Here is a 13048-nt window from a genome sequence, read left to right as displayed (position 1 = left end):
GTCAGCCCACGCGCTCCGGGAGCCGCCCCTGCAGGGCGCGGGCGTTGAACTCGCCCGTGCTCGTGTCGTGCAGGCCACGCCCCGTCGTCTCCGGTGCCATGACCTGCGAGACGATCGCGCCGACCACGCAGATCGCCGCGGCGATGAGCATGCACGGTCCGATGCCGAGCGTCGTGATGCCCACCGGGAGCAGGAAGGTCCCCGCGGCGGCGCCGACGCGGCTGCACGCGGCGGTGAAGCCCACACCGGTCGAGCGGACCTCGGTCGGGAACACCTCGATGGGGTAGACGGCGGTGAGGTTGCCCTGCAGCGCGTTCATGAACGAGAACACGGCGAAGCACACGACGACGACCGCACCCGGCGCGCTGCCCCAGAAGCCGACCACGGCCAGGGCGACCGCCATGATCCAGAACGGCGGGATGAGCTGCGGGCGACGGCCGATCCGCTCGATGGTGAGCATCCCGACGAGCGCCCCGACGGCGGCCATGCCGTTGACGGTGATGGTGCCGGCCGTCTCGTTGTGCAGCGCGAGCGATTTGAGCACGGTCGGTGCGAACGTGAAGATCGCGAAGTAGGGGGCGACGTTGCAGGCCCAGAACACGGCGATGAAGGTCACGCGCTTCCGGTTCCCCGGCGCGAACAGGGCGCGGTAGCCGCCGGCCTTCTGCTCCTCGGAGCCGTAGTCCTCTTGCTCGTAGTACGCGCCGCCGCCGAGGCGCTGGTCGATCACCGCGCGGGCCTCCTGCTCCCGACCACGGTGCAGCAGCCACCGCGGGGACTCCGGGAAACCGATGCGGACGATGACGGTGACGATCGCCGGGAGGATGCTCGTCGCGAGCACCCACCGCCAGTTGAGGTGCCCGAGGTCGACGAGCGCGTACCCGACCACGACCGCGGCGAGGTACCCGGCGTACCAACACACGAGCAGCCCGGACAGGCGCCGTCCCCGGCTCTTCGCGGGGGCGAACTCGGCCAGCATCGCTGCGCCGATCGAGTACTCGGCGCCGATCGCGATCCCGAGCGCGATGCGGACGGCGAGGAGCTGCCAGGCGTCGGTCACGAAGGCCTGCAGCAGGCCGAGGACGACGAACGCGATGATGTCGACCGTGAACACGGTCTTCCGTCCGAACCGGTCGGTCAGGAGGCCCGTCAGTGGCGCCCCGACGAAGATGCCGATGAGGGACGACGCACCGATGAGGCCCGCCTCCAGGGCGTTCACGTGGAGGGCCGTCGAGATGAGCGGCAGGACGACGCTGATGAGGCCGAGGTCGAAACCGTCCAGGCCCTCGCCCCAGGCGCAGGCGAACGTCATGCGCGCGAGGAATCCCTTCCGGCGCTGCTCGGGGGTCCGTGTGGTCGTGCTCATGATCGCTCCTCGTCCGCCGGTCGGAGCACTCCCGCCCGGTACCCAGCGCATCGTACGGATTGGTGGGCGAACGGTCTCTCAGGTTCCGCCATGGGCGTCCGAGGTGTGGGATGGGGGCACCTGGACGTCCGACCGAGGAGGAGCCGATGCCCCGACGCCGCGGACCGCGAGCCGAGTTGGCCGCCGCACGCGACGACCTCTCGCCGGTGCTGCTCGACGGGGACGCGGGAGAGGTCGTCGCAGCGCTCGAGGCGTTCGCGCACCGGATCGAGCTCCCGATCATCCGCCCGGACCGCCGTGACGAGCTGCCGGACGACGTGCGCTGCCCGGTTGCCGTCCTCGCCGTGCGGAACAGCGGGCGGCGTTCGTCGCTCCGTCGCGCCATCGACGTCCTCCGCGCGGTCGAGGCGCACCTGACGCCCGACGCCGTCGTCGTCGCGGTGTCGACGAGCAGCGCGGCGCGTTCGGCGCCCGCGCGGCTGCAGCGGCAGCTGTCGGCCGAGATCCTCTACCAGGTGCGTGCGGCCGTGTCGCCCGCGGCGCCGCGGTCGGGGCGGTCGTTCCGCCTCCGGCTCGGACTGTCGGCGCTCGGCGCCGTGGGCGTCCAGGTGTTCCGCATCGCGCTGTCGGGCTGACCCCGCCACGGCTCGTCCGCCGGCTCGGTCGTCACCGTGCCGGCGCGTACCGGACCCAATCGATGACCATCTGGGCCGTCCGCGGCGTGCTCGCTGTCGGGTGCGGCACCGACCCGCCGATCGCGAGGCTGAGGATGAGGTCGAACTGTCCGTCGAACACCCACTTCAGGGCGCTGGGCGCGGTCGCCTCGGTGATGTCCGTGCCGACGACACCGTCCACGCTGATGACGACGTGCCCCGGCGACCGGGTGACCGAGTACGTGTGGAACCCCTTGCTCATCGCCTGGGTGTGCATGAGGATCCCGCCGGCCTGCACGTTGTGGTCCGGGTCGTCCTCGCCCGGGCCGTGCAGGAAGTGCGAGGTGCGGTGCGTGTCGATCGGGGCCTCGACGACGTCGATCTCGCCGCACTCCGGCCAGCCGACCGTGTCGACGTCGGAGCCGAGCATCCAGAACGCCGGCACGAGCGACCCGCCCTGCGGGACCTGGATCCGCGCGGAGACCGTGCCGTACCCGAAGGACGCCTTGCCGTGGGTCGTCAGCCGGGCGGAGGTGTACGGGGGACCGCCGTCGGGGCCGATGTCCGCCGTGATGACGAGGTGGCCGTGGCCGTCGAGCACCCCGTTCGACGCCGTGTAGGTCTGCAGCTCGTGGTTGCCCCATCCGCCCGCGCCGGTCTGGGCGCTCCAGTGGGCCGGGTCCGGAGCGGCACCCGCCGGTCCGTCGAACTCGTCGAACGACCCGGGCGTGGGGACGGCCTCGTCCTGGGACGGCGTGGGCTCCCCGGTCGCCGTCGCGGTGGCCGTGCTGGCGGCGGTGGACGAGCGGGCGTCGAACGTCGGGAGGGACTGCGCGCCACTCCGCGCGGGCGCGCACGCCGCGAGCACGAGCGCGAGGGACAGTGCGACGCCGACGGCGAGCGCCGGCCGGCGGGTGCGTCGGTGGTACGCGTGCGTTCGGGTCCGGTCGGCGCGCTCGGGCACGCCGTGGTCCCAGGGCGTTCGGGGCGCCCTGTCGTTCGAGTCCACGGAGACTCCAGGTCAGATGGCGGGTCGGGATCTGCGCGGCGGGTACAGCGCGACGGCCCAGCCGTTCGGGTCCTGTGAGGCTACCGCCGCCCCCGGTCGGCCCGACACCCCGCGGACGGGGGGTACCGGCAGTGCCCGGAGCGAGGTCGTCGTCGAGGCCTCCTGACCGGGGCGCGTCGCGCACCGGGACCGCGGCGTAGCGTCGACCGACGATGACCACGCCGACGTCCACGGAGCCCCTGACCGTCCGGACCACGGGCGGCGCCGTCCGCGGCCTCGAGCGGGACGGGATCCGCCGTTGGCTCGGCGTGCCGTACGCCGAGCCGCCGGTCGGGGAGCTCCGGTGGCGAGCGCCGCGCCGCGTCAGGCCGTGGGAGGGTGTCCGACCCGCCGTCGCGCCCGGCCCGGCCGGTCCGCAGCGCCCGCACCCCTACACGGGCGGCATCGCTCGGCGGTTCCCGCAGTCCGAGGACTGCCTGTACGTCACCGTCAGCAGTCCGACCGACGCGGACGGCCTGCCCGTGCTCGTGTTCGTGCACGGCGGCGCCTACCGGTCCGGCTCGGGCGGGACACCCGACTACGACGGCGGCGCCCTCGCCCGGCTCGGCGTCGTCCTCGTGACCGTCTCGTACCGGCTCGGCGTGTTCGGCAGCATGGACCTCCGCGTGCTCGGCGGCGACGGTGTGACCTTCGACGCGAACTGCACCCTGCGCGACCAGATCGCCGCCCTCGAGTGGGTCGCCGAGAACGTCGCCGGCTTCGGTGGGGACCCGGCCCGGATCACCGTGTTCGGCGAGTCCTCCGGCGGGAACTCGGTGACGACCCTGTTGGCCGCGCCGTCCGCCCGGCCGGTGCTCGCCGGGGCGATCGCGCAGAGCGCACATCCGATGACCGCGCACTCGCCCGAGAACAAGGCGGAGCACGCGCGCATGCTCGCGCGACGACTCGGACTCGACCCGGCCCACGCCGGGCGGGCGATGCGAGCGATGCCGGTGTCGCGCCTCCAGACCATGGCCGAGGAAGTCGACGACGCGGTGACCCGGGAATCCCCGCTCGTCGCCGTCATGTCGCCGACGATCGACGGCGACGTCCTGCCGGCACACCCGCTCGCCGCCGCCCGGGCCGGGCGGACGGCGCCGGTGCCACTCGTGATCGGCACGAACCACGACGAGGCGTCGCTGTTCAAGCACGCGCGGACCCCGATCCTGCCGAACACGCGGGAGCGCGTCGAACGACTCGTGGCCGGCACGGACCCGGAGGCCTGGCAGCGCATCCGGCGGCTGTACGCCGACGACGCGGACCGGCCTCGCCGCGACTGGGTGGCCGCCGGCGGGGACGGCGTGTTCCACGTGCCGTCGATCGACATGGCCGAGGCGCACGCCGCGGCAGGCAACCCCACCTGGATGTACCGGTTCGACCACGCGTCGCCGCTCATGCGGCTCGTCGGGCTCGGCGCCGCGCACGGCACCGAACTGCCCTACCTGTTCGGGACCTTCCGCACACCGCTCGGGAGGATCGTGGCCGGCACCGACAGGCCCGCCACCCGACGGCGGATCCACGATGTCCTCGCCGGCTCCTGGACCGCGTTCGCACGCGACGGCGTCCCGTCCCACCGAGGCTGGACCTGGCCCCGGTACACCGCCGAGGACCGGGAGACGCTCTGCATCGACCGCGTCAGCCACGTCGAGCGGGACCCGGACCGTCCGGTGCGTGAAGCCTGGAGCGGCGTGCACTACGAGTTCTGAGCGCTGTCCGCCCCCGCGGAGCACGATGGTGGGCATGGCCACCACCGACCCGGCGCGCACTGCGTTCGACGCACCGATCGACCCGGACTACGATGACGTCCCCCGACCGCACGCGCACCACCGCCACGGCTGGTGGTGGAAGACCCTGCTCCTCGGGCTGGCGCTGTGGCTCGTCACGATCGTCGTGACCGTGTTCACGCGGAACACGAACCTCGTGCCGACGATCATCCTGCTCGGCAGCTTCCTCGTGCCGTTCACCGTCGTGCTGTTCGTCATCGAGCGGGTCACGGGGACGGTCAGCACGATGCAGCTCATCGTCGCGTTCTTCGTCGGCGGCATCCTCGGCGTGCTCGGGGCATCCGTGCTCGAGGCGAACCTGCACCAGAACGTGTTCCTGTACATCGCCGTCGGGTTCGTCGAGGAGTTCGTCAAGGGCGTGCTCCTGCTCTTCGTCGGATGGCGGGTCCGGCCGAAGACCGCGCGCCAGGGAGCGCTGCTCGGCGCCACCGTCGGTGCCGGGTTCGCCGCGTTCGAGTCTGCTGGGTACGCGTTCAACGCGGCGATCACCCAGCAGGGCATCGACCTGTTCTCGCTGCTCCAGACCGAGGTCATCCGCGCCGTGCTCTCGCCGGTCGGCCACGTGCTCTGGACCGCGATCCTCGGGGCGGTCATCTTCGGCCTCGCCCACGGCAGCCAGCGCATCCGCTGGTCGTGGCTCGTGCTCGTGGCGTACGTCGGCGTGGCCCTGCTGCACGGGTTGTGGGACTCGACGAGCGAGATCGCGGCGCTCATCGCGCTGCTCGTCACCGGCAACGCGCGCATGGAACTCATGTACGGCACGCTCCCGCCCGGTTCCGCCGGTGCGGTGTCGGCGCTGACGAACGTGCTCTACCTGATCGGGATCGCGATCGTGTCGGTCGTCGGCGTCATCGTGCTCGTGGCGGTGCTGGTCCACTACCGTCGGCGGTACCCGCGGCCGAACCGACCGGCTGCCGGGTCCGGTCCCGAGGCCGCCTTCGGTGCCGGCCACCAGCACGGCGGTGCCGTCGACCAGCGTGGCGATGACGACGGGTGGGGGAGCACGCCGCCGCCGCACGTCCTCCGCTGACGCGCCCGACCAGCGGCGGCACTGGTCCTACACTGACCGCATGCCGCCCGCGCACGACGCCGACCCGGACGTGCTCGCCTGGGCCGGCGCTGCCGTCCGCCGGTACGCGGCGGCCACGAACCTGCTCGTCGCCGGACGCCGGTTCCGCGTCGTGGGCCCCGGCCCCGACGCGTCGACACTCCGCGCCGTGCTCACCGCGATGGGCGCCCGACACGCGCCGGAGGGGCCGGTCGACCAGCTCTGGTGCACCGGCGACCCCGCCGAGAGCACCGCGGCCGTCGACGCGCACGGCGCCCCACCCCGAGGCCGCACGCTCGTCGTGATCGACGCGGGTCGTCACGTCCCCGCGGTCGACGAGGACGCCTTCGGCCCGGTCGTCGTCGCGCGCCCCGGCGTGCTCGCGGTCCCGCACCACGCCGACGGCGTGTTCCTGGTGAGCACCGGACGCGAGCCCGAGCGTGACGCGTTCGCCGCCGAGCGCATCCGGTGGGCCGGCCGGCACATGCCGGTGAGCAGGGTGCTCGCCGCCCAGCTCCGCGCCGACCGCGCGCTCGCCGGGGTCCGCGTCGGCGTCGCGATGGTGCTCGAGCCGAAGACGGCGGTCCTGTCGTTGCTCCTGCAGGACGCGGGGGCCGACGTCGTCGTCTACGCGCACGCGGACGAGACCGACGACGCCGTGGCGGCCGCGCTCCGCGACGCCGGCCTCGTCGTGTTCGCGTCGAGCACGGTCGACCTCGCGGGGCAGCGGCGGCTGGCCCTCGAGATGCTCGACCGCGAGCCGCAGATCCTGCTCGACGACGGCGCCCACGTCATCCGGCTCCTCCACGAGGCACGGCCCGAACTCCTGCCCGGCATGGTCGGCGCGGCCGAGGAGACCACGAGCGGCCTGCGCCCCCTCCGGACCATGGCCGAACAGGGTGCGCTGCGGCTGCCGGTCGTCGCGGTGAACGACGCGCGCGCCAAGACGCTGTTCGACAACCGGTACGGGACCGGGCAGTCCACGGTCTTCGCGGTGTTCGACCTGCTCGACGCCGTCACCGGGCGCGATGCCGTGGCGCGGCTGCCGGCCGCGGGAGGCACGGCAGCCGTGATCGGGTACGGTCCGGTCGGCGAGGGGGTCGCCCAGGTCCTGACGGCGCTCGGGCTGCGCGTCGTCGTCGCCGAGACCGATCCCGTGCGGGCACTGCAGGCCGTGTTCGCGGGGTACGACGTCGCGCCCGTCAGGACCGCCGTTGCCGGTGCCGACCTCGTGATGTCGGCCACGGGCGTGCGGGACACGGTGTCGCTCGACGTGCTGCGGGCGTGCGCACCCGACGCGGTCGTCGCGGTGGCGGGCGGGATCGACCAGGAGGTCGCGACCGACGATGCTCGCGCCGCCGGCAGCGTCCGCACGACCATCGCTCCTCGCCTCGAACGGATGACCGTGCCGGGCACCGAGCGCGCGGTGGTCCTCGTCGACGGGGGCGGGTGCGTCAACGTCACGGCGGCCGAGGGCAACCCGATCGAGATCATGGACCTGTCCTTCGCGGTGCAGCTCGCCGCGGTGCGGATGCTGCTCGAGCACGGGGCGGAGCTGCCCGTCGGCGTGCACCCGATCGACCCCGCCGCGGACGCCCGCATCGCCGCGGCGGCACTGGCCGATCTCGGACTCGCCGTCGACTCGCCTCGCGGACCCGACCCCGACGGGGGCGCGCAGGGGCGGGCCTCCGACGTCCGCACCACGCGGTTCGGAGCCCCACCGTGAGCGCGTCGGTCACCGTGCACTCGGCGCACGTCGTGGTGCCGATGACCGCGCCACCGATCCTGGACGGTGCCGTCGCCGTCCGGGGCGACCGCATCCTCCACGTCGGCGAACGCGCCTGGGTCGTCGACCAGCTCGCCGCCCGTGGCCTGCCGTACACGGAGCGTCGCTGGCGCGGCGCACTCCTGCCCGGTCTCGTCAACGCGCACTCGCACCTCCAGTACACCGGCATGGCCGCGGTCGGCGCCGGCCGGTACCGGGGGTTCGAGGACTGGGCGGCGGCGTTCACCGCCGACTACGGCGGGCGCGAGCACGACTGGGGTGCCGACGCGGCCGAGGGGGCCGCGCAGTCCATCCGGGCCGGCGTCACGAGCATCGCGGACATCATCACCGACCTCGAGGCGGTGTCCGTCCTCGCCGACGCGGGGCTCGGGGGCATCGCGTACTGGGAAGTCATAGACTGGGAGAACGCCGCCTGGCAGGAGCGGGGGCGTGACCAGGTCCTCGGCGAACTCGAGCACATCCCGGAGCACCCGGGTGCCGGTCTGTCACCGCACGCGCCGTACTCGCTCGACGTGGGCCCGTTGCTCGACCTGCCCGACATCGTGCGTCAGCGGGGACTCCGGTTGCACCTGCACCTGGGCGAGTCGGCGTTCGAGGCGGAACGCCGCGCCCTCGAACCCGTGCCGGGCCTCGCCGGCGTCGTCGGACTCGGCCGGGGCGCCGACTGGCACCAGGCGAACGTGCCGTCGTTCCGGGCGCTCCGCGCACTCGGCTTCGGCGCGAGCGCCACGACGTTCGTCGACCGGCTCGGGGTGCTCGGGCCGGACTGTCACATCGCCCACGGCGTGTACATGACCGCCGCCGACCGGGCGCTGCTCCGCGCGCGCGGGACCGCCGTCGCCCTCTGCCCGCGGTCGAACGCCGTCATCGGACTCGACCCGCCGCCCGTCGCCGACTACCTGCGCGAGGGCAGCGCGATCGCGGTCGGCACGGACTCGCTGTCGTCGTCGCCCTCCCTCGACCTCATGGCGGACGTCGCGGCCCTGCACCGCATCGCGCGGAACCAGGGGTACGGCGCCCGCGACCTGCACGAGCGGTTGCTCGCGGCGGCGACCCTCGGCGGCGCGCACGCGATGGGCCTCGACGTCGGGCCGGACCGGATCGGCCACCTCGCCGTCGGCGCACGGGCCGACCTCGCGGTGTTCGACGTCGACGCCCGGACCGTCGCGGACGCCCTCGCGGAACTCGCGGAGGACGGCGCCGGCCGGGCGAGGGCCACCGTCATCCGCGGTGTGGTCCGCGCCGTCGACGGGACCGTGCTCACCGCCACCCACGTCCCCGAGAGGACCCCGTGAACGACACCCCGCCCCGCCCCGGCATGGTCGCCCGCCGCACCGTCGCCGGTGACCTCGTCGAGTGGCTCGACGTCCCGCCCCGCGCCCGCGCCCTCGGCATGGAACCGCACCCCGAGGGCGGCTGGTACGTCCGCACGTGGACGTCGCCCGCCGTGGTGACGACGCCCGCGGGGGAGCGACCGGCCGCGACGCTCATCCACTTCCTCCTGCCACCGGGGGAGGCGTCGGCGTGGCACCGGGTGACCTCGGACGAGATCTGGATGTGGCACGGGCCGGATGCCGTCGTCCTCGAACTCGGCGGCAGCGGTGACGCCCCGGAGCCCGGCGCGCGGATCACCCTCGGACCGGACGCCGGGCGCGACCGTGTGAACGACGCGCAGGCGTTCGTCCGCGGGGGCGTGTGGCAGCGGACCCTGCCCGGCGAGGGCGAGGTGCTCGTCAGCTGCCTGGTGTCGCCGGGATTCGCGTTCGAGGACTTCACCCTGGCAACCTGACCGCGGCCGGCCGTCGGCCTGCCGGCCGCCTTTCATCCGCCGAGATCGCACTCGTTGCCGCTTCGAGACCCTCCTGAGCGGCAACGAGTGCGATCTCGGCGGCGGGGAGGGTGCAGCCGGCCCCGTGACGTGGTGGAGTGGTGGGATGAGCACGACCTCGTGGCTGGAGATCGACCAGCAGGATGCCCGCCCCGACGCCGCCACCCTGGAACGGTCCCGCGCCGGGCTCACCTTCCGGCTCCGGGAACCGACCGATCCCGCGATCGAGGCCGTCCTCGCCGCGTTCCGATCGGTGATCGTGCGCGGCTCCGTGTTCGGGGCCGCGTTCGACGTGACGGGTGACGACGAGACGACCGCCTGGTACCTCTGCCGCAACCGCGTGGACGAGTACGGCCTCGTGGAGGCGCTCCTGACGTCGCCCGCGATGGCGGCCGCGCTCCCCGGCATCGACCAGGACGTCCGGTTCGACGCCGACACGTTCGAGGAACGTGCGGCCGTGGAACTCGACGGCATGATCGCGAGCGCCCTCATCTGGGGCGGGTCGTCGGCCTCGTTCAAGGGTCGCGCCGCCGAGGCGAAGCGCATCGGCCGGGCCTTCAGCGACGCCCTCGTGGGGGATCGGTACGAGGACTTCCGCGTCGACGACTCGTTCCAGGCCTGGAGTGGGTGGTTCGACGACGTCGCCTGGGACTTCACGTGGGTCATCACGGACCGGCGGCGGAAGGTCATGACGGTGGTGTTCGTCACGGACGACGACGCCGAGGCCGATCCGCCGAGCGCCGGCTGACGACCGCGGGACGGAACGGCGCGTCATCAACTCGCGCCGGGCCTCCCGGCCCCGTACGATCCGCAGCACACCCCGCTCGCGACCGCCCCGGAGGCAGCCCGTGTCCCCTCGACGCCGACCCCGCACCCCTCGCACACTCGTGGCGGTCGCCGCCGCGGTCGTCGCGCTCACCCTCGCGGCCTGCAGCGCCGGCGGCTCCGGCTCCGGCAGCGGGACCGTCACGGCCGGCAAGCTGACGATCGCCACCGGCCAGCCCGCGTACTCGCCCTGGGTCGAGGGGAACAAGCCACAGTCCGGCAAGGGGTTCGAGGCGGCCGTCGCGTACGCCGTCGCGCAGGAGATGGGCTACGCGAAGGACGACGTGGTGTGGAAGCGGAGCACCTTCGACAGCGCCATCGCACCCGGTGCCAAGGACTGGGACATGAACATCCAGCAGTTCAGCATCACGGCGAAGCGGAAGCAGGCGGTCGACTTCTCGGCGCCGTACTACACGACCACGCAGGCGGTCGTGACGACGTCGGGGTCGAAGGCGGCCGACGCCACGAGCATCAGCGCGCTCAAGGGCCTCAAGGTCGGCGTCGCCACCGGCACCACGAGCTACGACGTCGCGAAGGACGCCCTCGGACAGCCGCAGGTGTTCAACTCGAACGACGACGCCGTCCTCGCGCTCAAGAGCGGACAGATCGACGCCGTCGTCACGGACCTGCCCACCGCGTTCTACGTCGCGTCCGCGGAACTGAAGAAGGGCGAGGTCGTCGGTCAGTTCCCCGCCTCGTCGGGCACGGGTGACCAGTTCGGCATCGTCCTGCCGAAGGGCTCGGCGCTGACGCCGAAGGTGAGCGGGGCGATCCGCGCGCTCAAGGCCGACGGCACGCTGCAGCACATAACGACCAAGTGGCTGTCGACCGCGGTCGACGTGCCCGTCCTGCACTGATCGGGACGCGGTCCGTGACCACCACCTCGACCACCGTCGTCGCGGCGCCGAGCGAGATCGAGGTCGAGCGGCGGCTGTACCGGCGCCAGCGGGGCCGCCGCTCGGTGGCGGTGAGCATCGTCTCGTCGCTCGTGGTGGTCGCGCTCGTCTGGGTCGGCGTCGTCAACACCCCCGGATGGGCGGCCGTGCAGCAGTCGTTCTTCGACCCGGAGACGGCGGTCTCGGCCTTCCCCGACATCCTGCTCGGGCTGTGGCTCAACGTCCGGATCCTGTTCTTCGCGTCGATCGGCGTCGCCGTGTTCGCGACGCTCCTGGCCGTCGTCCGAGGGCTCCGGAGCCCCGTGGCCTTCCCGCTCCGGCTGCTCGCCACCGGGTACACGGACCTCTTCCGGGGCCTGCCGCTCATCATCGTGCTGTACCTGGTCGGCTACGGCGTGCCGGGGCTCGGTGTCTTCCCGCGGTTCCCCGCCGAGGTCTGGGGAACCATCGCGATCATCCTGACCTACTCGTCGTACGTCGCCGAGGTGCTCCGCGCCGGCATGGAGGCCGTGCACCCGTCCCAGCGCCTGGCCGCGCGGTCGCTCGGCCTGTCGCATGCGCAGACGCTCCGGCTCGTCGTCCTGCCGCAGGGGCTGCGGAAGGTCACCCCGGCGCTCATGAACGACTTCGTGTCGATGCAGAAGGACGTCGGGCTCGTGTCGATCCTCGGCGCGGTGGACGCCGTGCGGGCCGCGAACATCGCGCAGGCCGAGTCGTACGACTTCACGCCGTACTTCGTCGCGGGGCTCCTGTTCGTGCTCATCAGCCTGCCGCTCATCCGGCTCACCGACGCGCTCGCGCTGCGCCAACAGCGGCGTGAGCAGAGCGGTGGTGCGGTGTGACCGCGGACGCGACGAGCGCGCCGGACACCAGCCGCTCCTCCCGGCCCGGTCGGTCCGGTTCGCCGGCCGGTCGGGAGGCCGGGCACCCGTCCGCCACCGATGCGCCGGTCCTCGAGCTCCGCGGCCTCCGCAAGACCTTCGGGGACACGGCGGTCCTGCGCGGCATCGACCTGGCCGTCGACCGGCACGACGTCGTCGTGGTCATCGGCGCCTCGGGATCCGGTAAGTCGACCCTGCTGCGGACGGTGAACCTGCTCGAGCCGATCGACGACGGCCAGATCCTGCTGCAGGGGCAGGACATCTCCGATCCCCGTGTCGACGTCGACGCCACCCGCGGACGCATCGGTGTCGTGTTCCAGCAGTTCAACCTGTTCCCGCACATGACCGTGCTCGACAACGTCACGATCGCAGCCCGCCGTGTCCACCGGATCCCGCGCGCCGAGGCCGAGACGACCGCGCGCCGGCTGCTCGACCGCATCGGCCTCGGGGCGTTCGCGGGGGCGTACCCGGACCGGCTCTCGGGCGGACAGCAGCAGCGGGTCGCCATCGTGCGCGCGATCGCCACCGACCCCGAGCTGCTCCTGCTCGACGAGGTCACGAGCGCCCTCGACCCGCAGCTCGTCGGCGAGGTGCTCGACCTCGTGCGCGACCTGAAGCAGGGCGGCTCGACGATCCTCATGACGACGCACGAGATGTCGTTCGCCCGCCGGGTCGCCGACCGCGTGGTGTTCCTGCACGAGGGGGCCGTCGCCGAGCAGGGGTCGCCCGACGCCGTGCTCGGGGATCCGCAGCACCCTGCGCTCCGGGCGTTCCTGGCGCGCGTGCAGCGCTGACCCGGTGCGCGAGCCGCCGGAGCCCCTCACACACCCCTCCGCGAGATCGCAGTCGTTGCCGTTCTGGAAGGGTTCGAAACGGCAACGACTGCGATCTCGCCGGAGTGGGGGGCGGCGGTCAGGCGGCCGGGGCCGGGGC

12 protein-coding genes are annotated in these 13048 nt (G+C 73.3%); 10 read left to right on the top strand and 2 right to left on the bottom strand.

Features of this window, described 5'->3' with window-relative positions; genetic code table 11:
• Nucleotide 1: 1 nt before the first annotated feature.
• Nucleotides 2-1366 (bottom strand): MFS transporter, encoded by a 1365-nt coding sequence (locus DEI86_RS06240; RefSeq protein ID WP_111010456.1) that lies wholly within the window; start codon nucleotides 1364-1366, stop codon nucleotides 2-4.
• Nucleotides 1367-1512: 146 nt separating this feature from the next.
• On the opposite strand from DEI86_RS06240, the gene DEI86_RS06235 reads away from it, so the two are divergent.
• Complete coding sequence (locus DEI86_RS06235) at nucleotides 1513-2001, top strand: hypothetical protein (protein ID WP_111010455.1); 489 nt, start codon at nucleotides 1513-1515, stop codon at nucleotides 1999-2001.
• 31 nt (nucleotides 2002-2032) lie between these two features.
• On the opposite strand, the gene DEI86_RS06230 is transcribed toward DEI86_RS06235, so the two are convergent.
• Complete coding sequence (locus DEI86_RS06230; protein ID WP_111049068.1) at nucleotides 2033-2983, bottom strand: family 16 glycosylhydrolase; 951 nt, start codon at nucleotides 2981-2983, stop codon at nucleotides 2033-2035.
• Between the two features lie 257 nt (nucleotides 2984-3240).
• Between DEI86_RS06230 and DEI86_RS06225 the strand changes: the two genes are divergently transcribed.
• The 9 genes from DEI86_RS06225 to DEI86_RS06185 all read left to right on the top strand — a co-directional run bounded on the left by DEI86_RS06225 (nucleotide 3241) and on the right by DEI86_RS06185 (nucleotide 12909).
• On the top strand, nucleotides 3241-4773 hold the full coding sequence (locus DEI86_RS06225) for a carboxylesterase/lipase family protein (RefSeq protein ID WP_111049067.1): 1533 nt from the start codon (nucleotides 3241-3243) through the stop codon (nucleotides 4771-4773).
• A gap of 34 nt (nucleotides 4774-4807) precedes the next feature.
• Nucleotides 4808-5881 carry a PrsW family intramembrane metalloprotease gene (locus tag DEI86_RS06220; protein WP_111049066.1) on the top strand — a complete coding sequence of 358 codons (1074 nt, stop codon included), beginning with the start codon at nucleotides 4808-4810 and terminating at the stop codon, nucleotides 5879-5881.
• 40 nt (nucleotides 5882-5921) lie between these two features.
• A complete protein-coding gene (locus DEI86_RS06215; protein ID WP_111049208.1) occupies nucleotides 5922-7625 on the top strand; it encodes an adenosylhomocysteinase in 1704 nt (567 codons plus the stop codon).
• Nucleotides 7622-8980: an amidohydrolase family protein gene (locus DEI86_RS06210; RefSeq protein WP_309146553.1), complete on the top strand. Its 1359-nt coding sequence runs from the start codon at nucleotides 7622-7624 to the stop codon at nucleotides 8978-8980. Before DEI86_RS06215 ends, DEI86_RS06210 begins: the two co-directional genes overlap by 4 nt.
• On the top strand, nucleotides 8977-9474 hold the full coding sequence (locus DEI86_RS06205; protein WP_258368599.1) for a cupin domain-containing protein: 498 nt from the start codon (nucleotides 8977-8979) through the stop codon (nucleotides 9472-9474). Before DEI86_RS06210 ends, DEI86_RS06205 begins: the two co-directional genes overlap by 4 nt.
• Nucleotides 9475-9619: 145 nt before the next feature.
• On the top strand, nucleotides 9620-10261 hold the full coding sequence (locus DEI86_RS06200; protein WP_111049065.1) for a hypothetical protein: 642 nt from the start codon (nucleotides 9620-9622) through the stop codon (nucleotides 10259-10261).
• A 100-nt stretch (nucleotides 10262-10361) separates the two neighbouring features.
• The gene (locus DEI86_RS06195; protein WP_111049064.1) at nucleotides 10362-11195 is read left to right on the top strand and encodes an ABC transporter substrate-binding protein; all 834 of its coding nucleotides are present in this window, start codon (nucleotides 10362-10364) and stop codon (nucleotides 11193-11195) included.
• Between the two features lie 14 nt (nucleotides 11196-11209).
• Complete coding sequence (locus DEI86_RS06190; RefSeq protein ID WP_111049206.1) at nucleotides 11210-12076, top strand: amino acid ABC transporter permease; 867 nt, start codon at nucleotides 11210-11212, stop codon at nucleotides 12074-12076.
• 155 nt (nucleotides 12077-12231) lie between these two features.
• Nucleotides 12232-12909: an amino acid ABC transporter ATP-binding protein gene (locus tag DEI86_RS06185; protein WP_258368615.1), complete on the top strand. Its 678-nt coding sequence runs from the start codon at nucleotides 12232-12234 to the stop codon at nucleotides 12907-12909.
• The last annotated feature ends 139 nt before the right edge of the window (nucleotides 12910-13048 follow it).

The sequence above is a fragment of the Curtobacterium sp. MCBD17_028 genome (assembly GCF_003234875.1).
In the GTDB taxonomy this organism is placed as follows: Bacteria; Actinomycetota; Actinomycetes; order Actinomycetales; family Microbacteriaceae; genus Curtobacterium.
This window is presented reverse-complemented; position numbering and strand designations above follow the sequence as displayed.